The sequence below is a fragment of the Candidatus Pelagibacter sp. HIMB1321 genome, assembly GCF_900177485.1.
In the GTDB taxonomy this organism is placed as follows: Bacteria; Pseudomonadota; Alphaproteobacteria; order Pelagibacterales; family Pelagibacteraceae; genus Pelagibacter.
In genome coordinates, this window is record NZ_LT840186.1 from 826,311 (window position 1) to 850,280 (window position 23,970).

Annotated in this window: 25 protein-coding genes; 5 read left to right on the plus strand and 20 right to left on the minus strand. The window is 31.0% G+C overall.

From position 1 onward, the window contains the following. Positions 1 to 588 carry a LysE family translocator gene (locus B9N70_RS04510; protein ID WP_085114615.1) on the minus strand — a complete coding sequence of 196 codons (588 nt, stop codon included), beginning with the start codon at positions 586 to 588 and terminating at the stop codon, positions 1 to 3. A 2-nt stretch (positions 589 to 590) separates the two neighbouring features. Further along, on the minus strand, positions 591 to 932 hold the full coding sequence (locus B9N70_RS04515) for a tRNA-binding protein (RefSeq protein ID WP_085114616.1): 342 nt from the start codon (positions 930 to 932) through the stop codon (positions 591 to 593). Between the two features lie 25 nt (positions 933 to 957). Between B9N70_RS04515 and argE the strand changes: the two genes are divergently transcribed. Further along, a complete protein-coding gene (gene argE, locus B9N70_RS04520) occupies positions 958 to 2,139 on the plus strand; it encodes an acetylornithine deacetylase (protein WP_085114617.1) in 1,182 nt (393 codons plus the stop codon). On the opposite strand, the gene B9N70_RS04525 is transcribed toward argE, so the two are convergent. Both B9N70_RS04525 and speB read right to left on the minus strand, forming a co-directional pair. Next, positions 2,136 to 3,572, minus strand: a complete 1,437-nt coding sequence (locus tag B9N70_RS04525) for an aldehyde dehydrogenase family protein (protein ID WP_085114618.1) — start codon at positions 3,570 to 3,572, stop codon at positions 2,136 to 2,138. The genes argE and B9N70_RS04525 overlap by 4 nt on opposite strands. 20 nt (positions 3,573 to 3,592) lie before the next feature. Beyond that, a complete protein-coding gene (gene speB / locus B9N70_RS04530) occupies positions 3,593 to 4,552 on the minus strand; it encodes an agmatinase (RefSeq protein WP_085114619.1) in 960 nt (319 codons plus the stop codon). Positions 4,553 to 4,604: 52 nt separating this feature from the next. Here speB and B9N70_RS04535 point away from each other — a divergent pair, with 52 nt between their 5' ends. Together B9N70_RS04535 and B9N70_RS04540 are read left to right on the plus strand one after the other, a co-directional pair. Continuing rightward, entirely contained in the window at positions 4,605 to 5,327 is a 723-nt protein-coding gene (locus B9N70_RS04535; protein WP_085114620.1) for a putative zinc-binding metallopeptidase, read from the plus strand. Next, positions 5,324 to 5,971, plus strand: coding sequence for a peptidylprolyl isomerase (locus B9N70_RS04540; RefSeq protein ID WP_085114621.1), 648 nt, complete (start codon positions 5,324 to 5,326; stop codon positions 5,969 to 5,971). The genes B9N70_RS04535 and B9N70_RS04540 overlap by 4 nt, the downstream gene beginning before the upstream one ends. Here B9N70_RS04540 and B9N70_RS04545 read toward each other — a convergent pair. The 7 genes from B9N70_RS04545 to B9N70_RS04575 all read right to left on the minus strand — a co-directional run bounded on the left by B9N70_RS04545 (position 5,964) and on the right by B9N70_RS04575 (position 14,659). Then, positions 5,964 to 8,186, minus strand: coding sequence for a 3-hydroxyacyl-CoA dehydrogenase/enoyl-CoA hydratase family protein (locus B9N70_RS04545; protein WP_085114622.1), 2,223 nt, complete (start codon positions 8,184 to 8,186; stop codon positions 5,964 to 5,966). The genes B9N70_RS04540 and B9N70_RS04545 overlap by 8 nt on opposite strands. A gap of 16 nt (positions 8,187 to 8,202) precedes the next feature. Continuing rightward, positions 8,203 to 9,057: an ABC transporter permease gene (locus B9N70_RS04550; protein WP_085114623.1), complete on the minus strand. Its 855-nt coding sequence runs from the start codon at positions 9,055 to 9,057 to the stop codon at positions 8,203 to 8,205. 2 nt (positions 9,058 to 9,059) lie between these two features. Beyond that, entirely contained in the window at positions 9,060 to 10,313 is a 1,254-nt protein-coding gene (locus tag B9N70_RS04555) for an ABC transporter permease (RefSeq protein WP_085114624.1), read from the minus strand. A gap of 69 nt (positions 10,314 to 10,382) precedes the next feature. Continuing rightward, positions 10,383 to 11,504, minus strand: coding sequence for an extracellular solute-binding protein (locus B9N70_RS04560; protein ID WP_085114625.1), 1,122 nt, complete (start codon positions 11,502 to 11,504; stop codon positions 10,383 to 10,385). A 102-nt stretch (positions 11,505 to 11,606) separates the two neighbouring features. Continuing rightward, complete coding sequence (locus B9N70_RS04565; protein WP_085114626.1) at positions 11,607 to 12,692, minus strand: ABC transporter ATP-binding protein; 1,086 nt, start codon at positions 12,690 to 12,692, stop codon at positions 11,607 to 11,609. Between the two features lie 53 nt (positions 12,693 to 12,745). Beyond that, on the minus strand, positions 12,746 to 13,912 hold the full coding sequence (locus B9N70_RS04570; RefSeq protein ID WP_085114627.1) for a M24 family metallopeptidase: 1,167 nt from the start codon (positions 13,910 to 13,912) through the stop codon (positions 12,746 to 12,748). A 3-nt stretch (positions 13,913 to 13,915) separates the two neighbouring features. After that, a complete protein-coding gene (locus tag B9N70_RS04575; protein WP_085114628.1) occupies positions 13,916 to 14,659 on the minus strand; it encodes a maleate cis-trans isomerase family protein in 744 nt (247 codons plus the stop codon). A 62-nt stretch (positions 14,660 to 14,721) separates the two neighbouring features. On the opposite strand from B9N70_RS04575, the gene B9N70_RS04580 reads away from it, so the two are divergent. Together B9N70_RS04580 and B9N70_RS04585 are read left to right on the plus strand one after the other, a co-directional pair. Next, entirely contained in the window at positions 14,722 to 15,579 is an 858-nt protein-coding gene (locus B9N70_RS04580) for a DMT family transporter (protein ID WP_085114629.1), read from the plus strand. An 81-nt stretch (positions 15,580 to 15,660) separates the two neighbouring features. After that, positions 15,661 to 16,857, plus strand: coding sequence for an ABC transporter substrate-binding protein (locus tag B9N70_RS04585; protein WP_085114630.1), 1,197 nt, complete (start codon positions 15,661 to 15,663; stop codon positions 16,855 to 16,857). 129 nt (positions 16,858 to 16,986) lie between these two features. Here the strand turns inward: B9N70_RS04585 and B9N70_RS04590 are convergent, their stop codons facing one another. From B9N70_RS04590 to B9N70_RS04630, 9 genes are read right to left on the minus strand one after another with little or no spacing between them, the layout of a single operon-like run. Then, positions 16,987 to 18,318 (minus strand): branched-chain amino acid ABC transporter permease, encoded by a 1,332-nt coding sequence (locus tag B9N70_RS04590; RefSeq protein ID WP_085115130.1) that lies wholly within the window; start codon positions 18,316 to 18,318, stop codon positions 16,987 to 16,989. 35 nt (positions 18,319 to 18,353) lie between these two features. Further along, the gene (locus B9N70_RS04595) at positions 18,354 to 19,364 is read right to left on the minus strand and encodes a branched-chain amino acid ABC transporter permease (RefSeq protein ID WP_085114631.1); all 1,011 of its coding nucleotides are present in this window, start codon (positions 19,362 to 19,364) and stop codon (positions 18,354 to 18,356) included. A gap of 1 nt (position 19,365) precedes the next feature. After that, a complete protein-coding gene (locus tag B9N70_RS04600) occupies positions 19,366 to 20,073 on the minus strand; it encodes an ABC transporter ATP-binding protein (protein ID WP_085114632.1) in 708 nt (235 codons plus the stop codon). Beyond that, positions 20,073 to 20,435, minus strand: a complete 363-nt coding sequence (locus B9N70_RS04605) for a DUF2306 domain-containing protein (RefSeq protein WP_085114633.1) — start codon at positions 20,433 to 20,435, stop codon at positions 20,073 to 20,075. The genes B9N70_RS04600 and B9N70_RS04605 overlap by 1 nt, the downstream gene beginning before the upstream one ends. Before the next feature lies 1 nt (position 20,436). Next, positions 20,437 to 21,222 carry an ABC transporter ATP-binding protein gene (locus tag B9N70_RS04610; protein ID WP_085114634.1) on the minus strand — a complete coding sequence of 262 codons (786 nt, stop codon included), beginning with the start codon at positions 21,220 to 21,222 and terminating at the stop codon, positions 20,437 to 20,439. Position 21,223: 1 nt separating this feature from the next. After that, a complete protein-coding gene (locus tag B9N70_RS04615) occupies positions 21,224 to 21,991 on the minus strand; it encodes a pyrroline-5-carboxylate reductase (protein ID WP_085114635.1) in 768 nt (255 codons plus the stop codon). Positions 21,992 to 22,030: 39 nt separating this feature from the next. Then, on the minus strand, positions 22,031 to 22,942 hold the full coding sequence (gene glaH, locus B9N70_RS04620) for a glutarate dioxygenase GlaH (RefSeq protein WP_085114636.1): 912 nt from the start codon (positions 22,940 to 22,942) through the stop codon (positions 22,031 to 22,033). A gap of 9 nt (positions 22,943 to 22,951) precedes the next feature. Continuing rightward, complete coding sequence (locus B9N70_RS04625) at positions 22,952 to 23,275, minus strand: AzlD domain-containing protein (RefSeq protein ID WP_085114637.1); 324 nt, start codon at positions 23,273 to 23,275, stop codon at positions 22,952 to 22,954. Further along, a complete protein-coding gene (locus B9N70_RS04630; protein ID WP_085114638.1) occupies positions 23,265 to 23,969 on the minus strand; it encodes an AzlC family ABC transporter permease in 705 nt (234 codons plus the stop codon). Before B9N70_RS04630 ends, B9N70_RS04625 begins: the two co-directional genes overlap by 11 nt. Position 23,970 lies beyond the last annotated feature (1 nt).

The window sequence follows — 23,970 nt, forward strand, 5'->3', positions numbered from 1 at the left end:
TTAAATATAAAATCCGATTATACAGACTAAAATTAGCCCCGACATAACATAATTAAACCTTTTTATAAAACTGTTATTTGTCGCAAATTTTCTTAAAAATTTACCCAACAAAGTCCAAGCAGTTATTGATGAAAAGGCTGTTAAACTACAAACAATAATTACCATCACTGAGGTTGAAATATAATTACCTTGATCAACAAACTTAGAAATCAATGTTGTTGCAGCCATCACTCCTTTTGGATTTATAAACTGGAAAATAAATGTGTCATAAAAAGTTACTGGGTTAGTTTTTTTTTCATTATTTGAAGCAGTTGCAGTTGCAATCTTATAAGCAAGATAAATCAAAAATACTGTTCCAAGAATTCTAATTATTTCCTGAATAATTGGATAGGTTTTGAACAAAGATATTAAAACAAAATTAATTAAAATTACTAATACTGTATAACCAAATCCAACACCCATTATCAGTGGAATTGTTTTTTTAAAGCCAAAATTGAAGCCTGAATATGATGCTACTGCATTATTAGGACCCGGGGTATATCCCAATGAAAAAGAGATACCAATTAACAAAAGTAAATCAGAACTCATCCTTAGGCTATTGGAAGCCCATTTTCAGATTTTTGAGAAGGATGAACTAAAATTACTTTTCCATCTTTATCAATTGATCCTAAGATTAAAACTTGTGAAACAATACCAGCAATATTTTTTTCTGGGAAATTACAAACACCTATTACTTGTTTTCCTTTAAGATTTTCTTCATTGTAGTAATGCGTTATTTGAGCAGATGATTGTTTAATTCCTATTTCATCACCAAAATCAACTTCTACAACTAATGAAGGTTTTCTTGCTTTTTCATTTTTTTTAACAGAGATAACTGTGCCAACTCTAATATCTACTTTTTCAAAATCCTCATAGGTAATTTGTGGTTTCATAAAAATAATATATAGTTGATTAAAAATGACTATAGAAAGTAATTTATACAAAAAATCAATAAAGATTTTATCTGATCTAATTGGATTTCAAACTATATCTGGTCAAGATAATAGTGAACTTATCAATTATTGTGAAAAAATTCTTAATAGTTTGAACATAGAAACTTTTAAAGTTTTTGATGAAGACAAAAAAAGAGTAAATTTATTTGGAACTCTTAAAGCTAAAAAAACTAATGGAAAAAAACCAATAATATTATCTGGTCACACTGATGTTGTTCCAGTTTCCAAAGGTTGGAGTTCTGATCCTTTCACTGCAACAATTAAAGATAATAAATTGTATGGTAGGGGATCTTGTGACATGAAAGGTTTTATAGCTTGTACACTTGCTTACGCTGAAATTTTCAAACAGAGCAATTTAGATAGAGACATTCATTTTTGTTATACGTTTGATGAGGAAACTGCATGTATTGGTGCTCCTTTATTAATTAAAGAATTAAAAAAAAGAAATATTAAAGATGGAATTTGTATTATTGGAGAACCAACTAATATGAAAATAATTGATGGCCATAAAGGAATGAATGAATATACAATTCACTTTGGTGGACTAGCGGGTCATAGCTCCAAACCTCATAAAGGAGTTAACGCAATTGAATATGCATCTCGATATATAAATAAACTTTTACAAATTAGACAAGAGTTAATCAAAAGAGCACCTAAAGATTGTATTTTTGATCCTCCGCATTCAACACTTTCTATAGGAGGAATATCTGGTGGTATTGCTCACAACGTAATTGCAGATAAATGTAAAGTTGAATGGGAAACAAGACCTTTCAATAAAGCAGATGCCGATTTTGTAACAAGCGAAATGGATAAATTTGTTAATGAAGAGCTTTTACCAAATATGAAAAAAGTTTTTCCGAACTCTTTCATTAGAAAAGAAATTATTGGAGAAGTGATTGGATTTGAAAAATTAAACGAGTCTGAAGCTTGTGAATTTGTGACAAGTATTACTGGCGATAATTCAAGAGAGGTTGTTTCTTTTGGAACTGAAGCAGGTTTATTTCAAGAAATAGGAATTAGCACTGTAGTTTGCGGCCCAGGTTCAATTGAACAAGCTCATAAAATTGATGAATTTATTGAGCTTAATGAAATTAAAAAATGTCTAAAATTTTTAGATGGGGTTAAAGAAAAATCTATATTAAATTAATTTGTCCAGCCACCAACAGCTTTAACTTCTAAAAACTCTTCCAACCCATGTTGGCCAGCTTCACGGCCAATTCCTGAATGCTTAAATCCACCAAATGGTGCATCAACTGCTATACCTGCTCCATTTACATCTACCATTCCAGACCTTACTCTTCTTGAAACTCTTTTTACTTTTTCTGGATCTTGAGTTTGAATATAGTTTGTTAAACCATATGGAGTATCGTTTGCAATTTTAATTGCTTCTTCTTCATTTTCAAATGGTATGACTGATAACACTGGACCAAAAATTTCAGTTCTTGCAATTTCCATATTATTATTAACATCTGCAAAAACTGTTGGTTTGACAAAATAACCTTGGTTAATTCCTTCAGGTTTTCCTGGTCCACCTGCAACTAGTTTTGCACCTTCATCAATACCTTTTTGTATTAAAGTTTGAATTTTATTATATTGAGTTTCTGAAATTACAGGTCCAATATGTTCTCCTTCTTTTGTGGGATCATCTACTTTAAATTCTTCAGCATATTTCTTTAATCTTTCAACAGCTTCATTGTACATAGATTTTTCAACAAGCATTCTTGTTGGGGCATTACAAGATTGTCCTGAATTTCTAAAACATCTTAAAGCACCTCTTTCGATTGCCTCAGGGTCTGCATCTTTAAAAATGATGTTAGCCCCTTTTCCTCCAAGTTCTAAACTTACTCTTTTAAAATCTTTTGCCGCATTTTGAGAGATTAAAGCACCAGCTCTTGTTGAACCTGTAAATGAAATCATATTAATGTCGGGATGGCTAGTCAGAGCATCACCTGTAGTTGCTCCATCTCCATTTACTAAATTAAATACACCAGCAGGGAATTTTACTTCATCAATTAATTCTGCAAGTATCATTGAAGAAAGCGGAGCAAGCTCTGATGGTTTTAAAACCATAGTGCATCCAGCTGCAAGTGCTGGCATTACTTTTAAACAAACTTGGTTCATTGGCCAATTCCAAGGTGTGATTAAAGCGCATACACCTTTTGGCTCATAAATCAGTCTTTGATTAGGAGCATGTTCACCTAATGGTTTTTCAAATTCAAAATTTTTTAAATATTTTATAAATGATTTAATGTGTGCAGCACCAGTGCCGGCCTGTAATTTTGTTGAAAAATCTTTAGGAGCCCCCATTTCCATAGTAATTGCTTCAGCAATATCAGCCCATCTTTTTTTATAACTGTCATAAAGTTTTTCTAATAATTGAATTCTTTCCTCTTTTGAAGTGAAGGCCCAAGTATCATAAGCATTTTTTGCAGCCACAACTGCATCATTAATATCATCTTTATTAGCAAGTCCAATTACTGCACAATCTTGCTCTGTTGCAGGATTTACAACTTTAATTTCTTCTTTAGATTTAGGACTTACCCATTGTCCATTAATATAAAAATTTTTTTTATCTATCATAGATAATTCCTAACCCTTCCTTATTTTTTTGCAAACAAATTTGTTAATTCATAAACAATAGTTGCAGCTGCAAGAGATGTAACTTCAGCATGATCATAAGCAGGAGATACTTCAACTACATCTGCTGAAATCAAATTCATTCCAGATAGTCCTCTTATAACATTTACCATTTCTCTAGTTGTCATTCCTGCAATCTCAGGTGTACCAGTGCCTGGTGCAAAAGCAGGATCTAATACATCAATATCAATTGATAAATATAAAGGATTATCTCCAACTCTATCTCTTATTCTTTGTGCAATTTTATCTGTTCCTTGAGTTTGAAATTCATCACAGTGAATTATTTTAAATCCAAAACTTTCATCATTTTTAATATCATTTCTACTATATAGTGGTCCTCTTATTCCAACGTGCATTGAAGCATCATCTAAAAATAGATTTTCTTCTCTAGCTCTTCTAAATGGAGTCCCATGTGTATATGGAGCACCAAAATAAGTATCCCATGTATCTAAATGTGCATCAAAATGAACTAATGCGACAGGTCCATTATTAATTCTATTGATTGCTTTTAATAAAGGAAAAGCAATTGTGTGATCACCACCTAAACTTATAATTCCTCCAACTTTTTGTAATAATTCATAAGCGCCCTCTTCTACCTGTTTAATTGCTTCATCAATATTGAAAGGATTGCAAGTAATATCCCCTGCATCAGCAACTTGTTGCACCTTAAAAGGTTCTACATCATAACTTGGATGATAATTTGTTCTTAAATGACGTGATGCCTGACGAATACTTTGAGGACCAAATCTTGCACCTGGTCTATAACTTGTACCTGCATCAAAAGGAATTCCAACAATAGCTACATCACAGCTTTCAACATCTCTCAATTCAGGAAGTCTTGCAAATGTAGAGGGACCTGCAAATCGTGGGACTTTTGTTCCGCTTACAGGTTGAATTGGATTTTTATTTTTTTCTTTTTTCATACGTAATTGTATCACATTGTTATTAATTAGAATATCTTGGATTATCTTATTAATGAAAAAATTGTTTCATATTATAATCTTAATTTCTTTAATTTCTCCAGTAAAAGCAAATACACTTTATGAATTAATAAAGATTCCTAACTTGGAAATTTATGATTTAAACACACCTAATAAATTAAGGTATGTATATGCAAAACAACCTTTCACTATTGGCTTAGATAATAATATTAATTGTTACAATTCATCTGATACAGATTTAAAAAAAAAATATGAAATTATAAGAAATGAACTTGATAAATATGATCAAAAATTTCTTAGAAAAATAAATTTAAAATATATAGTTTTATGTGAAGATTTATCTATATCAGGAATAAACACCGCAGGAATTCCTGACAATGTCATGAAAACATTAATTGTTGATATTAAATTTAATAATAAATATTTTAAAAGAGTACTTCATCATGAAGTATTCCACATAATTAATGATAGCTATAAAGAAATATTCAATGAAAATGAATGGTCATCGTTAAATGATAAAAATTTTTCCTATGCGGAATGTTCAACTTGTACAGACAAATTAGGACTAGATACTTATCATAATACAAATGGTTTTATTTCAGAATATTCACAATCTACTGCATCAGAAGATATGGCTGAAGTTTATTCGCATATTATAAGTAAAATAATTCCAAAAAAAATTGATCCTATTCTTAAAAGTAAAATTAATTTTATAAAAGAAAAACTAGAACTAATAGATCAAGATTTTAAAATATGATTGAACAAATAAAACCTTCAAGATCAGAAAAAGTAATTTTTATATTTATTATATTGTTAGCATTATTTTCAATTACATCTTTTTTTTTGATTAAAGATAAATGTCTATTTGTTAAAAATCATGATCCAAATGAACTGAAATTTGAAAATCCTCAAAATATTGCAATCTTAAATGTTGAATGTGGTAACGTCATAATTGAACTTTATCCTGAAACATCTCCAATTGCTGTTAAAAGATTTAAAACTCTAATAAGAACAAAAGCATATGACAATGTTGCATTCCATAGAGTGATCAAGGACAAACTAGTTCAAGCAGGAGATTTAGAGTTTGGTAAAAAAGATAATTTAGATTATGGAAAAATAGGTACAGGAAAATCAGGACTAGGGACTTTAAAATCTGAAATAGATAATCCATTTGATTATAAAAAAGGTAGTGTTGGATTTTCAAGGACATCTAAATTTGATACCGAAGATAGCCAATTTTTTATAATTCTAGATGATGAACCTTTATATGAAGGGGAGTATACACCTTTGGGCAAAGTTCTTTACGGACTAGATGCACTTAAAAAAATCAAATATTTAGATAAATCTGTTTATGTATTAAGGCCTGATTTTATCAATACTTTTAGAATGCTAATTAATTAACCAAAGGCTTACCAGTAGTTAAAGTATGTTTAATTCTATCTTGTGTTTTTTTAGTTTCAATTAATTTCATAAAAGCATCTAATTCTAATTTAAAAAAGGCATCTTCAGATATTTCCTTATCAATTGTCGTATCTCCTCCACTTAATACAAACGCAAGTTCTTTAGCAACTTCCATTCCATGATCTAAAATAATTTTATCATTATAAAGTTTATCTAAAATTTTATACATTTTTCCCCTCACACTCTCTCCAGGAAGTTTAAAAACAAGTTCACTTGGTGCTTTAAAGTCTTTATTGTTGTTTAAAATTTCTTTTGAAACTTCTAATAAACTATTTCTATTCATTATTTGTTTATCATCTGGCATCAAATATTTCATAGGTACAGCTTCAACTGGTGATGTTGCAGTTTTTCCATATCCAATGATGTCAAAAACTTTTAGTGGAGCAAAATTTGGATCTTTTTGAGCATCCTCTGTATTCATCCATCTAGCTAACATTTCTTTACATCCGCCACCTGCAGGAATTAAACCAACAATTGTTTCGACAAGCCCAATAACAATATTTGTATGTGAGGCAACAAAATTACTTTGAACTAAAACTTCAAAACCTCCCCCTAAAGTCAATCCTGATGGGGCAGATACTACTGGATATTTTGAATACTTTAACGTTTTGCAGGTTTCTTGAAAATATTTAATAAATTTTTCTATAGATTTAAAATCACCTTTGTCAGCAAAATCCATTGTGTAAGTTAAATTAACACCAGCAGAAAATTGCATACTTTCGTTAATTATAATTAATGGTTTATCGGTTGCTTTCTTTAATGCATCCATTGAATCGTAATCAAGTGCATTAGCTTTGGTGGTGAACTCAACAATATTATAATCTTTGAATCTATAAATCTGCGCTGAACTATTACCATCAAGGCTAATAGCTTTTCTTTTTACTTTTCCTAAAGTTTCAATTTCGGTATACTTTTGACGCTCACCATAGAAATCTTCATTCTTTGTTTTAGATAAGTTTTCTAAAAATTCATTTCCTTGATATTCATCAATTTTATCAAAAAAGTTTTTCACTCCTATCTCTTCCAGCATTTCAAATGGACCTTTTGCCCAGTTAAAACCTAATCTCATTGCCTCATCAATATCATTAAATTTTTTTGTAATTTCTGGAACTAAAGATGAAGCGTACTTAATAATTTTTGAAATTACTGACCAAGCATATTCACCGTATTTATCATCTCTTGAAATCAAGTTTTTAAGATCAACTTTGTCTGATTTAATATCTATTTTCTTACTTGGTGAATATTCACCTGTTTCAAGATTAAGTGCTTCTAATACTTTGCTACCTTCAGATTTATTTATTCTATAAAATCCTCCCTTGCCTTTTCTGCCAGTATAGCCAGTATCAATTAATTTTTTTACTAATGGAATTTCTTTGGCAACTATTTGAAATTTATCCTCTTTAGGAAGTTCTTTAATAAAACTTTTTAAAACATCAGCCATTAAATCTATTCCAATTAAATCATAAAGGCCAAAAACACCCGTTTTTGGTATGCCCATTGGTCTTCCAAAAATAGCATCCGCTTCTTCAACAGATAGTTTCATTTTAAATGCTTCTGTCATTGCAATTTGCATTGCATAAACACCTACACGATTGCCTAAAAAACCAGGTGTATCATTACAAACAATTGCACCTTTACCAAGTTCTACTTCACAAAATTTTTTAAGATCATTAATTTTATTTAGATCATTGTTTTCGTTTTTAACAATTTCTAACAAACCCATGTATCGAACAGGATTAAAAAAATGTGTTATACAAAAGTCTTTTTTTTCATTCTCAGATAAATGTTCTGATAATACTTTAATTGGAATTGAAGATGTATTTGAAGAAACAATCGCTCCATCTTTTCTACTTTTAAAAATTTTTTCATAAATTTGATGTTTGATATCTATTCTTTCTACAACGGCTTCTACAATCCAATCTGCTTGTTTAACAACATCAAAATCATCTGAGATATTTCCTACTTTGATATTATTAATTCTAGTTTTATCTATAAGTAATGGCGGTCTTGATTTAAAAATTCTATCTCTTGCATTAGTTGAAATTTCTGTTGTTAAATCTAAAAGTGTAACTGGAATATTTGCGTTACATAAGTGTGCAGCAATTCCACTTCCCATTGTACCTGAACCAATGACAACGACTTTCTTAATTTCCATTAATTTTTTTGATCAATTATCGGTTAATTCCTCTAAGTCTTTCAGATCTTCTTCTTAAAAGCTCAGCTGTAACTAAAATTAATGTTGAAAGAATAATCAAACAGGTAGCAACAGCTAAAATTGTTGGACTTAACTGTTCTCTTAAACCTGTCCACATTTGAATTGGTATTGTAGTATTTTCTAAGCCTGCCAAAAATAAAACAACCACAACTTCATCAAATGATGTAACGAATGCAAATAATCCCCCAGAAATTACTCCTGGTAAAATTAAAGGCAATGTAATTTTCATAAATGTATTTACTGGATTACTGCCAAGACTAGCAGCTGCTCGTGTAACACTATGATCGAAACCAGATAATGTTGCAGTAACTGTAATTACCACAAATGGCGTTCCTAAAATCATATGTGCTAGAACAATCCCAGCATGAGTTGCAGCTAAACCAGCTTTTGCCATAAAGAAAAATATTGCAACTCCAGAAATAATTAATGGAACAATCATTGGAGAAATTAAAACTGCCATGATCAATCCTTTGTAAGGCATATGTCTACTGCTTAAACCTAGAGCAGCAACTGTTCCTAGTATTACTGATCCAATAGTTGCAAATATTGCAATTATAAAACTATTTTTAGCAGCTAAACCCCATGGATTCTTTGTTCCATAGATCATATCTTTATACCATCTAAGTGAAAAAGCATCTGGGTCTAAACTTTTCATTCCATCAGAAAAACTTAAAAATTCTTCTGCATTAAAAGATAATGGAAAAATTACAAACAGTGGTGCAATTAAAAAGAAAAATACTGATGCACAGATTGTCAAATATACATAGTGCCAAATTCTATAATGAGGTTCTGTATATTTTGGTAATGCCATAATTATCCTAATTTAATATTATCTATTCCAACTAATTTGTTATAGAGCCAATAAATTGCTAATACACCTGCAAGTAACATTAATCCCATTGCAGATGCAAAACTCCAATCAAGTGTGCTTTTCATATGAAACGCGATTTGGTTACTAATCAATGTTCCAGAAGCTCCACCAACTAAGGCTGGAGTGATGTAATATCCAATTGCTAAAATAAAAACTAATAAACTTCCAGCACCTATACCTGGAATTGTTAATGGAAAATAAACTTTCCAGAAGGCAACAAAAGGTGTTCCACCCAATGATTTTCCCGCTCTCATTAATGAAGGTGATATTGTTTTCATCACACTGTAAAGCGGAAGGACCATGAAAGGTAATAAAATTTGTGTCATCGCAACATAAGTTCCAATCTTATTGTACATCATCTCAGGTCTGTTATCGTCAGTTACAAGTCCAATCCATACAAAGAAATCATTAACTACACCTTGTTGCTGAAGTAATATCATCCAGCTAGCGGTCCTGACTAATAGAGATGTCCAAAATGGAAGTAAAACACAGATCATTAGCAAATTACTATATTTCATTGGTAATGTTGCTAGTAAATGAGCAATTGGATAAGCCATTAAAAAACAAAATATTGTAACAAAAAAAGCTACCTCTAAAGTTCTAAGCCAAAGCACTCTGTGAACTCTCCTATCTTCTGAAACGCTAACAATATCTCCATTCTCATTTGTATACATATCCATACCTTTTAGATATTTTTGACCAGTATAGGCATTAGATCTTGCTTTAATTGCTCTCCAGTATTCAACATCAGCCCACCGTTTATGAACAGACATGATTTGCTCTTTATAATTTCCTTCTTCAAATTTTCTCATTGATCGACGAAGCTTTTTAATAATACTTTTAAATCCGTTCTTTGTATAATTAAGCTGTGTAGAAAGTTTACCCTCACGTTTTTCTTTAATTAACAACTCCATATCAAAGTAAAATGCTTCAAAAACTTCTTCAGAAGGTAGATCTTGACCGTCCCAATTTTCCATAGCTTTAAATGTTTTTGGGAGCATATTTGTTACTTCTCTATCATCAACACTTCTGACAAGCATGTCTCCGATAGGAAATACGTAAGTGATTATTAAAAATAAAAGTAATGGTGCAACTAATAAAAAAGCTTTTAACTTATTTTTCCTTTCAGATTTTTTTAAGCTTACCTCTAAAGGTATTCCATCAGTCGTAAGAATTTGTTGTGTTTCAGAGCTCATAAATAAAAAGGGCGGTTAAGTAACCGCCCTTAAATTATAATATATAAAATAAGTTAATCAAAACTTAAATTATAAACCTGCTTTCATAGCTTCCCATTTTTCACCAAGCTCCGTTCCATTGTCGGCCCAGTAAAGAGGGTCTACTAAAAAGTAGTTTTTAGTGTTTTGTGGCGCTGTTGGCATTTGTGGTACCATGTTAGTCTTACCATCTTTATACCAAGGCTCTCCTTTTTCCATCACCGCAATTGATGATTTTCTCCAAGGAGCGTATGCAATGTATTTAGCAGATCCAGCTAACATTTCAGTGTTAGTCATCATCGCTAAAGCTTTTTTAGCATTTCCATTTGCATCGTTTGGTCCACCTTTAACTTGTACGAAATACTCGTAGTCAAGACCTTGAGCATCCCAAACTTGTTTAATAGGAGCACCTTCGCCTACTTCTGCATTAAAGAATCTACCGTTCCAACCAGTTGCCATTACAACTTCACCTGAAACAAGTAATTCTGGTGGTTGAGCACCTGCTGACCAAAATACACATCCGCCTTTTGGATCTGTACATAATTCTTTGATCTTGTTCATCGCTCTTTCAACACCTTTTTCTGTTTCTAACAATTCGTAGATGTTAGCTCCACCTTTTCCAGGTTTTACACCATCAGCAGCTAAAGCAATCTCTAAGTTTGTTAGAGCGCTTTTGTAGATAGCTCTTTTTCCTGGGAACTTTTTAGTGTTAAAGAAATCTTTGATAGTTTTTGGAGTGCCTTTAACGTTGTTCACGTTGTAAGCATAGTTCCAAGAATATAAAATATTTCCTACAGCACATTTACTTGGCATAGAAGTAAAGAAATCTTCTGATGCTGGAGTTCCATCTGGTGCAGGTGGGAAGTCTTTGTCAAAATCAAATTCTACAAATAATCCTTCATCACATCCGTTGATAGTATCCATAGCAAATACGTCAATGATATCCCACGTAATTTTGCCAGCTTCTTTTTGTGCTTTAATTTCAGATAATCCACCTGAGTAGTCTACCCAGTTGATATCAATTCCAAGTGCTTTCGCAGTTGGGTCACCATAACCTAACTTTTGAGACTCAGTGTACGCACCACCCCAAGACACTACAGTAACTGCAAATGCCGAAGTAGCCATAGAGACAGCAAAAGAAATAGCTAGTAACAATTTACTTAGTTTTTTCATTTATCCTCCGTTTAAACGTTTTAAAAGTTAAGTAAAACAATTTACATGGTATGAGTCAACAGGCCTTTTTGGCCAATGTTTATGGGGAATCCTATTAATTTTTTATTTTGGATCTAAAGCTCTAGCGTCTTCACTATTCCAACCAATTTTAATTTCTTTACCGAGTTTAATGTCTAAGTTGGATGAACTATTTGGTACTTTTAAAATAAATTGATTATTTTGAAGTAGATTGATTCTTATTCTTGTGTGATCTCCATGATAAATAACTTCTTCTATTTTACCTGAATGTATATTATCCATATCATTACTTGGATTTATTAATGCTCTTTCTGGTCTTAATGAAACAGTAGTTTTTTCACCCTTAGATTTAACAGTAATTGGATTAGCTAAAATTTCTGCATTTGCTAATTTAACTTTACATTTTTTTCCTGAAATTTCTGATACTTCACCTGCAAAAGTATTATTTTCTCCAATAAACTCTGCCACAAATGAGTTAACTGGTTTTTCGTATAATTCGTCTGGACTTGAAAGTTGTTGTACTTTTCCATCATTAAAAACTGCAATCCTATTTGACATTGTTAAAGCTTCACTTTGATCGTGAGTAACATAGACAACTGTTACACCAATACTTTCATGAATATGTTTAATTTCATATTGCATGCTCTCTCTTAAATTTTTATCTAATGCACCTAATGGCTCATCCATTAAAACTAGTTGAGGATCAAATACTAAAGATCTTGCTACTGCCACCCTTTGTTGTTGACCTCCTGATAACTGACCCGGCATTCTAGATGCAAATCCTTGAAGCGATACCATTGATAATGCTTTATCAATTTTTTTATCTGCTTCATCTTTTGGTATTTTTCTAACTCTTAATGGAAATGCTAAATTTTCATAAACTGTCATATGAGGGAATAAAGCATAGTTTTGGAATACCATTCCAATCCCTCTTTTGTGTGGAGGGATACTTGAAATCGCTTTTCCATCTAAATAAATTTCACCATGGGTTGGGGTTTCAAATCCTGCCAACATCATCAAGCAAGTAGTCTTACCAGAACCAGATGGTCCTAACATTGTTACAAACTCACCTTCTTCGATGTCTAACTGAAGATCTTTTACAACAAGTACTTTACCGTCGTAGCTTTTATCGACTTTATCGAATTTTACGAATTCAGGATTTTTTGCCATAAAGCATGTATGTTAAACATTTGTTAGATAAGAATTCAACATGTAAAATTGATTTATTTTATAAATAAATCTTTTGAAAGATTACAAAACAATTCTGCACCATTTTCAGTCACTCTAATAGATTCTGAGGCTTCAACACCCCAGTTACCAAACTGCATTACTGCAATCATATGGAATGTTACATTAGGCTTTAGCTCTGTCATATCCCCTTTAGAAATATTTAAAGTATGCTCACCCCAATCAGGTGGGTAGCCAATTCCTATTGAATAACCAGTTCTTGAGGTCTTCTCAATTCCATATTTGTCTAAAATTTTCCAAAAAGCTTGAGCAACATCATCAGCAGTATTTCCTGCTTTTACCGCATCAATACCCGATTGAAGCGCTTCATTGGTTTTTTTCATTGTATCAATTTTCAATTGATCTGATTTTCCAAGTAAAATTGTTCGAGCCATTGGGCAATGATATTTTTTATGTGAGCCTGAAATCTCAATAATGGTTGCTTCTCCTTCAACAAATTTGTCATCTGTCCATGTTAAATGAGATGCTGATGTACCTTTTCCAGTTGGTAGCATTGGAACTATAGATGCATAATCTCCTCCAAATTCAGGTGTTCCCTTAATTAATGAGGAATAAATTTCTGAAACAGCATCACACTGTCTTACGCCCGGACTAATAACCTCAAATGCTTTTTTCATTCCATTTTGAACTATCTTAGAGGCAGCTTTCATCAAATCTATTTCAGTATCTGATTTAACAACTCTGACCCAATTTACTAATCGTTCACAATCTGAAATTTTTGCATTAGGCAATCCTGTTTTTATTTTCTCATAACAATAGGCAGTAAAATAATGACTATCCATTTCAAGACCTATTGAAAGTTTATCCCACTTTTTTTCTTTAATTAAATCAACTAATGCATCGTAAGGATGTAATGGCCAAGTATGAATATATTTTTCATCATACTTAATAATATTTTCATCTTTTAAATAAGTTTTAATATATGCACCACCTGCATCTTGATTTCTTACAAAACATAATGGCTCATCTGCATTTACATGTACAATTACACATTGAGCATAATAAAAAGACCAAGCATCATAGCCTGTTAAATAATTCATGTTAGATGGATCTTGAGAAATTAATAATTCAATTCCTTTTTTCTGCATTGAGGCTTGAACTTTTTTTAGCCTATCTTGATATTCATTTTTTGAAAAAATCATAAATTAATAATTAAATAATTTTCCATACCCTACAACATTAATATTAGAGTTAATTTGATTTAGACTATCCCAGATTAAAGCTTGATTACTTGATACAACGAATTTTCCAAGTTTATTTTCAAGGTCGTTTATTAAAGATAGCACAGGTAGAGCTGTACAAGAAACAAATAACGCATCACTATCATTTAAGTTAATTCTACTTAACACATCAAATAGATATTTATCATCGACTTTTCCTATATCTAAATCAGAAGGTATATCAAAATAAGATAATTCATTAATTTCAAAATTTTCATTTTTAAAATACTCAACAACAGAATTGTTAATTTCATTAGTGTATGGTGTGAAAATAGAAATTTTATTAATATTTAATTTTTTTAGAGCTTTGATGGCTGCTGTAATTGGAGTGGTTACTTTAGTATTTGGTTTTGCAGCATTTACTTTTTCAAATATTGAATTGTATCCTGCAGCAATAGTTCCAGATGTACAACCATAAGCAACACAATCTAATTTCTGATCTGGCAATATATCTTTAGTGACATTGGTAATATCATCTGCCATTTTTTTCAAAGTTTCATTAGTTAATGGATTGTAGCAATGAATTCGATTGCAATATAAGTCTATATCTTTTCCATTAATCACATTATTAAAATCTTTTTCGATTCTAAAATCACTAGCAAGAGTGATTAATCCAATACGTGGGTTAGATTTAGCGATATATTTAGGATCTATTTTGGAAAGTTTCATGATATTTATGAGGTAAATATATATTTACAATTATGTCTAGTTAAATCTATTAACAATCAATTATGTCAACTAAACATTATTTTTTAGTATTGCTAATCATGGCAATCTTTGGGAGTGCTTATCCAGTTGGAAAACTCATTCTTAATACTTCTCTTCCACCAATGCTCATGGCTTCAATTAGAATGGGAATTGTTTTTTTATGCCTAATTCCTTTCTGGAGGTTTAAAATCCCTAATAAAAAATACTTTATACCTTTGTTAGGTTTTTCATTATCTATGGGTGCTGGTGTTTTTACTTTTATGAATTTGGCTCTTCAAAAAGCTTCTATTGTTTCCCCAATAATTATTGGAGCCCAACTGGCTGTGCCGTTTGCAATAATTATTAGCTCTATTTTTATAAATGAAAAAATAAGTTTTAATAAATGGGTGTTAGTGGTGATGGCTTTTATCGGAATAATAATTATTGGTTATGACCCTAATCTTAAAGATGAAAAATTGGCATTACTTTATACAGCTTTAATGTCTTTGTGCTATGCGCTTGCGCAAGTTTTTTCAAGACACCTAAAAGAACTCGGTGTTAAACTAACCAATGCATTTATGGGTTTAACTGGTTTTTTAACTTTAATAATTATATCTGTGATATTTGAGGGAGATACTATTTTTCATTTAAGTAATATAAATTTAAAGACTTGGTTGTTAATTTTACATAGTGCGATAATAATTTCTTTAGTTGCACACATGTCTATGTTCTATCTATATAAATTTTATCCTGTTGGAAATGTGATGCCCTTTTATACTTTGTTTCCAATTTTTGGTATATTACAGACATTTTTGATTTTTAATGAAATTCCACCTTTATTAACATTTATAGGTGGAGCGATTGTTCTTTCATCTGTATTTTTCTTGCAAAAAATAAGATAATTTTTCCATTGAAAAATTTTGCTATTTGTCTTTAATCCATCTTTTAATTAATTAAAACAATTACATAATAGAGGAAGTATAATGAAAAAAATATTAACAGCTGCCGCTATTTTTGCTTTAAGCTTAGGAGCAAATGCAATGGCAGGTTCACACAGTAAAACTATAAAAATGGGTATCATTTTAGGTTTTACTGGTCCAATTGAGTCTTTAACTCCTGCAATGGCTGCTTCTGCAGAACTTGCTTTCAAAGAAGCATCAGACTCAGGGTCACTTTTAAATGGATCAAAAATAGAAGTAGTAAGAGCAGACTCAACTTGTGTTGACTCAGCTGCTGCGACAGCTGCTGCTGAGGGAGTAATATCTCAAGGCGTTGCTGCAATTATGGGAGCAGATTGTTCAGGTGTAACTGGCGCAATCGCATCTAACGTTGCTGTACCAAACGGTGTAGTAATGATTTCACCATCAGCAACTTCACCAGGTTTAACTACTTTAGATGATAATGGTTATTTTTTTAGAACTGCACCATCAGATGCAAGAGGTGGACAAATCCTAGCTGATATAACTAAAGACAGAAAAGTAAAAAGTGTTGCAATAAGTTACACAAATAATGACTATGGTAAGGGTCTAGCAGATGTTTATGCAGCTGCAGTAAAAGCTCATGGCATCAAAGTAACAACTGTTGCTGCACACGAAGATGGTAAAGCTGACTATTCTTCTGAAGTTGCAACTTTAGCTTCTGCAGGTGGAGATGCTGTTGCAGTTATTGGTTATCTTGATCAAGGTGGAAAAGGTATAATTCAAGCGTCATTAGACTCTGGTGCCTTCGACAAATTTATCTTATCAGATGGTATGATTGGTCAATCTTTAGTTGATGCATTTGGAAAAGATTTAAGAAAGTCTTTTGGATCAATGCCTGGTTCAACTGGAAAAGGTGCTGGTGTTTTCGCTGATGTTGCTGGTGCTGCTGGAATTGATAGTTCTGGCCCTTATACATCTGAGTCGTATGATGCAGCAGCATTGATCGTGCTTGCTATGCAAGCAGGTAATTCTGCTGACAGAGCGTCTATTGCAAAAAATGTAATGGATGTTGCTAATGCACCCGGTACAAAAATTTACCCAGGTGAGTTAAAAAAAGGTTTAGATTTATTAGCTCAAGGTAAAAAAATTAACTATGAAGGTGCTACTGGTGTAACTTTTACTGATGTTGGAGAAGCTCAAGGTTCATTCTTAGAACAAGAAGTAAAAGGCGGCAAATTTAAAACTAAAAAACAAAGATAATTAAAATCTTTTAAGAAAACCCCAGTGCTATTAGTGCTGGGGTTTTTTTTATTTAAAAAATATACTTATCAGCCATATACATCGTCCAGGCTATTGCAGCTCCAAGAATAATATATTTCATAACTAAGATTATTTTATTTCAATTTTTTCAGGTAGTATACCTTTTGGTCTATATCTCATAATTAAAAGCAGACCTATTCCCATTAATAAAAATCTAAAATAAGGAACACTTTCAATTAAATGTGCTCTAAAAGCATTTCCATCATCTAAGCCTGACGTAAATAAATTTATTAAGTATAAAGAAATTGGAGCAGCTTCAATCCATAAAAACCATACTGCAAAACCACCTAAAACAGCTCCAAAATTATTTCCACTTCCGCCTACAATAACCATAACCCAAATTAAGAAAGTGTATCTCATCGGTTGGTAGCTACCTGGGGTAAATAATCCATCTTGAGTGACTAACATTGCTCCAGCTATTCCCACAATTGCAGATCCTAATATGAAAATAAATAAATGATGTTTAACCACATTTTTACCCATAGCATTTGCTGCTTCTTCATTATCTCTTATTGCTCTCATCATTCTTCCCCAGGGTGAGTACAATGCTTTTTGAGTGAATATTAACAACAATATAACAACAATTAAAAATAAACCTGAATAACAAAGTTTTACAAATACAGATGATCCTTCAATAACTAATTGGTTAAGAGCCTGTTGTCTTTCAGTTAGATCGGAAATTAAATTTAATTTTCCAAAATTAAATTTTTCAACTAAATTTACAAACCATTCTTTTGTTTGAAGATCTACTTCATAGGGTGCAGGCCTTTTTAAACCTATTACATTTTTTACACCTCTAGTTAACCAGTCTTCATGCTTAATTATTGCTATTACTATTTCTGAAATCAATAATGTAGCAATTGCTAAATAATCAGCTCTTAAACCAAGCGCTACTTTACCAACAATAAAAGCAAGTCCACCTGCAAAAATTGCTCCAACTATCCAAGAAAAGATTATTGGCAAACCAAAACCGCCTAGAAAACCTGTTGATGCAGGATTTGTTGCCTCAATAGCCTCAATTCCAGGCGCTGCAGTAACTCTTATTGCTATTATTCCACCAACTATTATTCCAATAATTGAGTATGTTCTAATTTGGCTTTTTTCATAATTTTTTAAAATAAATCTTACGACCAGTATCATCACAATAATTAGCCATAGACACATTAGAATATCAAAACCACCAGCACGCCAAGCTTCTTGAACTGGATCAACGGAGATTAAAACTGCAGCGAGACCTCCAAGTGCTGTGTATCCCATTATTCCAAAGTTTATTAGGCCAGCATAACCCCACTGCATGTTTGCACCTATAGTCATAACTGCTGATATTAGACATAAATTAAATATTGATAATGCTACGTTCCAAGATTGAAAAAAGCCAACTAAAATAATTAAGCCCATCATGATTGCATAGGCATAAATAACATTCAAATTTTTCATCATAAAACCTTACCTTTGAAAATTCCTGATGGTCTGTAGAGTAGTACTATTACCAATATTGAAAAAGATACTGCAAATTTATAATCTGTAGATAATAGTTGAACTAAGCTTTCTGGTTCCATACTTGCTGGTAATACATACATAAAAAATTTTTTGTAAGCATAAGTTAAAAATATTTCTGAAAAAGCGATTACATATCCTCCTAAAAATGCTCCAAAAGGATTCCCTATTCCACCAACTATTGCTGCAGCAAAAATAGGAAGCATATTGTTGAAATAAGTAAAAGGTTTAAAGCTCTTATCAAGTCCATATAAAACACCACCAATTGTTGCAAGTATTCCTGCTATTATCCAGGTAATCATAACTATTCTTTTAGGATCTATACCAGACAAAAGCGCAAGGTCTTCATTATCAGAATAAGCTTTCATGCTCTTTCCAGTTTTGGTTTTATTTAAAAACCAAAAAAGAATTGAAACCAAGACAACCGTTATTAAAATTGTCATAACTTGTGTTGATTTAAGGGCCAAACCTTCATTCAAACCTGTCACCTCTTTAAATTCACCTGCCTTGATTAAAAATCTTTCTCCATCAAAAAATCTTCTATCATCTGGTCCAATAATAATTCTTACAACAGCTTGAGTTACAAACATGACCCCAATACTTACCATTGCAAGCATAACTGGAGGGCTTTTGTTAAAACGATAATATTTGAAAACAAATTTGTCGATAAATAACATATAAAAAATCATACATATTACTGCAAATGGAATTGCTAAAAGTGCAGTTGGTAGAACTCCTAATGAAATGCCCAATGATTGAAAATACCAAGTAAATAAAATAGTCATCATGGTTCCAAATGACATCATGTCTCCTGTTGCAAAATTAGCAAATCTTAAAATTCCATAAATTAATGTCACAAAAATTGCACCAAGTGCAAGTTGAGAACCATAAGTTAAAGCTGGAATAAATATGTAATTAAGTAAAAGAATGATTGCGTTTAAAATATCCATATTAACCACCTAAAAAAGATCTTCTTACCTCTGGATTATTTAATAATTCTTGACCTGAACCAGAATAACGATTTTTACCTGTTACAAGGACATATCCACGATCTGAAATATTCAAAGCTTGTTTGGCATTTTGTTCAACCATCAATATAGCAACATTTGTTCTTTTTACTTTCACGATGTGATCAAATAATTCATCCATTACTATCGGGGAAACACCTGCTGTAGGTTCATCCAGCATCAAAACAGAAGGTCTGATCATTAAAGCTCTGCCAAGCGCAACTTGTTGTCTTTGCCCTCCTGACAATTCTCCTACTAATTGATTTCTTTTTTCTTTAAGGATTGGAAACAAAGAATAAATTTCGTCAATAATTGATTTATAATCCTCTAATACTAAGAAAGCTCCCATTTCTAAATTTTCTTCTACAGTCATACCTGCAAATACATTTTTTGTTTGGGGGACAAATGATATTCCTTCTTTAACTCTATCCTGTGGTGAAAGTTTTGTGATATCTTTTCCATCTATTTTTATTGATCCCGACTTTAAGTTTAATAAACCAAGCATAGCTTTCATTGCTGTTGATTTTCCTGCTCCGTTTGGACCTAATATTGAAACAATCTCACCTTTCTCAACTTTAAGTGAACAAGAATTGATAATATCTGGTCCATTACCATATCCTCCCGTCATATTTTTTCCCTCAAAATATGCCATTAATATAAACCTAAAGTTTCAGGAATATATCTTCCTGGTAAAATAGTAAAAATACCTGCTAAAGTTAAACCAATAAAATTTCCAACCATAAAAATTTTATGCAGAAATACTTTTTTTTTTCTAATAAAATAGATTGAAAGAGTTAAAGAGATTATTACCCAAATACTTAGTAAATGTATCCAGCTATATAACCCATTATTCAATTCTTTGATCCAAAAAGAAGATACAGCTACATACATCATTAAAGTTACCCAAATCCAACCTATTATCTTATGAGTTAATCCACCTTTTTTCGATAGAAGATTTTTAAAACCAAATCCAACAGCTAAAATTGCTAATAATAAGTGTGAAGTTATTGTCATATTAGTTATCTTTTAATTTTGAACCCCTTCCTAAATAACTTTCAATTACTTTTTCGTCTTTTTTTGCATCTTCTACTTTACCTTCAAATAAAACAGAGCCTTCAGCCATCACAATTACTGGATCACATAATCTTCCGATAAAATCCATATCATGCTCAATCATACAAAATGTATAACCTTTTTCTTTATTAAGTTTTTCGATTGCTGTTCCTAAATCTTTTAATAATGTTCTATTCACGCCTGCTCCAACTTCATCTAGTAAAACTAATTTTGCATCAACCATCATAGTTCTTCCAAGCTCAAGTAATTTTTTTTGCCCTCCAGATAAATTTCCAGCAAGTTCATTTGTTAAATGACCAAGATTTAAAAATTCAACAACTTCTATAGCTTTATCTTTAACTTTTTGCTCCTCTTGTTTAATAAGATTTGGTTTTAAAAAATTATTCATTAAGTTTTCACCAGACTGATTAGCTGGAACCATCATAAGATTTTCTAAAACTGAGAGATTGCTAAATTCATGGGCAATTTGAAATGTTCGAAGCAATCCTTTAGAAAATAATTCATAAGAGGGAACATTAGTAATATCTTCATTGTTAAAATTAATATTTCCAGATGAACATTTAAGATTACCAGCTATTAAATTAAATAGTGTAGTTTTACCAGATCCATTAGGTCCAATTATTCCTGTTATGCTTCCTTTTTTAACAGAAATGGAACAATTAGATACTGCAGACAATCCTCCAAAATTTTTTGATAAACTTTTAATTTCTAAGATGTTTTCTGACACTTTATTTATCTAGTCTTTTGTAAATACTATTTAGAGAATTTATTAATGATTTATAAACATCTTTTTTAATCATTTCTTTTAAACCTTGTTCATTTAAACCTTTTGGTGTTTGTGAGTCTTTAACCAATAACTTCAAATCTTTATTTGAATTTATGACTGCATCTTTTGATAATGCTAAAAATAATGAAGTTACATATTTTTGGGCATCTAATTTTTTCACACCTCTTTTATTAAGCCATAAACTCATCGTATCTAACATGTTGTAATAAGATGCCATCATGCCGGAAGTAGACCAAAAATTAATTGATAATTTTTCATTTTTAATTTCAACTGTTGAGCCAAGTTTATCAAAAAAAGCTTTAACTTTTTTATTAGGTGGACAAATGGGTACAGGACCCTCTCTTAGAGAAATTGGAGGTAAAGGTATGGCTCTAACAATATCTATCTTTTTTTTAATCATCTTTTTTAGCTGAGATAAAGTTATTGTGGAAATGAAACTAATGACTTTTTGATTTATTCTAAATTTTAAATCTTTAATAATCTTTTCACCTACCGAGGGTGTAACAGATAAAAAAACCCAATCTGATTTATCTACAATTTCTTGATTTGTTTTTGATATTATAATTTTCTTAAATTTTTTTTTTAAACTTAAAGCTATTTTTTTATTTCTAGGTGAAATAATTATCTGTTTATATTTAATATTTGAATTACATATTCCAATAATAACTGAGGAGGCAATTTTTCCTGTTCCTATAAATCCTAATTTCATAATCTTATAATTAAAAAATTCTAAATTAATATTTATAAATTAATTTATAAAAAAAGATCCTCTTATTCTAAGAAGTTCTCTGCTTAAATTTTTATTCTCTTTAAAAGGTTTTCTTCCATGTAACCAAAAATAGTTATTTGCAACAATTGCTGAACCAACTGGTAATTTTGTTATAACCTTATTTTTACTGCCCTCTAGTGCATCAGATAATTTTTGTAAAAATTGACCTTGTTTCATATTTTTTGGTTCAGGAAATTGATCAATATAGGAGATTTGAGGTAGACCTTTGCTATCTTCAAAAAAAACTGGGTGTTCAACTTTATAATCAACATTTTTGCTTTTAGGTGAAGACCAGGTAAAATTTTCTCTTCCTATTGGATCATTATATAATTCTTTACAATATTCCCAGTCATCTAAATGAAGCATTGCACTTTCTCCACCTTCAACATTTTTTTCTTCAATTTTAGTCATCATCAACCAATCTGTAATTTCTTTAACATAAGTTCCATCAGTGTGAAGATCCATGTTTGTGTAAGCTTTTCTCAAATATGAATCACTTTTATCTTCATGCTTAACATGAAAACGTGCATAGAATTTACCAGCCATAGAATCATAATTTGGTGTCCCAATCAAATGTGTTACTGCTGTTGATAATTTTACCAAAAAAATATCATTAGTTTCATTGGTGACTGTTTCTGGTCCAATAATAAAACAACCTGTTTTTCTATCTCTCAAAATATCATTTAGATATTTGCTAAGTTCATTATTGGTTAAGTCATCCAAATATTTTGCAACAGTAAATCTTGTAAAGGGTTTGTATTCAATTGCAGTTAGATCAAAATTGTTAAATAAACTCACTAAATCACTAACAATCTTATCTTTAATTTTGATATCTATAATTCGTTTAGAAGAACTGTTTTCAGCAATTAACAAACCATCAATTTTTTTCATAATATATATTTATAACCAATTATTTAATAATGCCATACCAAGAGCTGAAAAAATTGTTGGGTAAACATAATTCTTTTTTGAAATAAAAAAAATAATTAAACTTAGAATTACAATTAAAAATATACTTAAATATGTTGCCTCCTCTAACACGCCAACAGGAAAAATTACTGTTCTTGCAATAACGGCTGCCAATGTTGAATATGCAAGACAATTAAACCATCTAAATAGTTTTGAAGTTTCTTTAATTTTTACTGACGAGATAAATCCTAAAAATCTAGAAAGAAATGTGGCTAAGGAAGTCACTAAAATTGCTAAAAATATATTAATTGCCATTAAGTTCTCCTATTATAAAGGCAACCGACCCAGCAACAAAACCTCCTAGTAATATTGACCATTGAGGAGATAAAAAATAAAAAATTGGACCTAATATAAATCCAAGTACAATTGAGAGAATTATTTGTAGTGTTTTCATTGCTCCAACCATCATACAAATAAAATACACAGGGTTTAAAATTGCTAAACCCATCAACATATCTTTATTAAGATAGTCAGACATATAGAAACCTAAAATTGTTGCTAATACTGAAACTGTCCAAGTAGCAGTTCCTATACCAATCCAGAAATCTACTCTATTTTCTTTTTCAATGGTTTGATAATTGCTTTTCATAATTAGCCAAGCAGAAACAGCAATAAAATGACACGATAAGACAAATTTCCATTTTGGCTGTTTATCATCCATCATTAATGGAAATAAAGAAACCGCCATTGGATAAAGTCTTGCATTAACAAACCAAACAGCAATAAAAATACTTAATAAAGAAGCGCCGACCAAAAGTGACTCGGCCATTACCAAAGAACCTGGTAATGCATAAGTCAACATTGTTGAAAATACACTTTCTTGAATATTAAAGCCTAGATTTTTAAATAGTGCGCCAATTGCAATAAAACAACATCCTAAAGCGATAGCTGGACTATCAATTTTTAAAATTGATTTAAAACCTTTTAGAAAATATTTTTGATTAATCAAA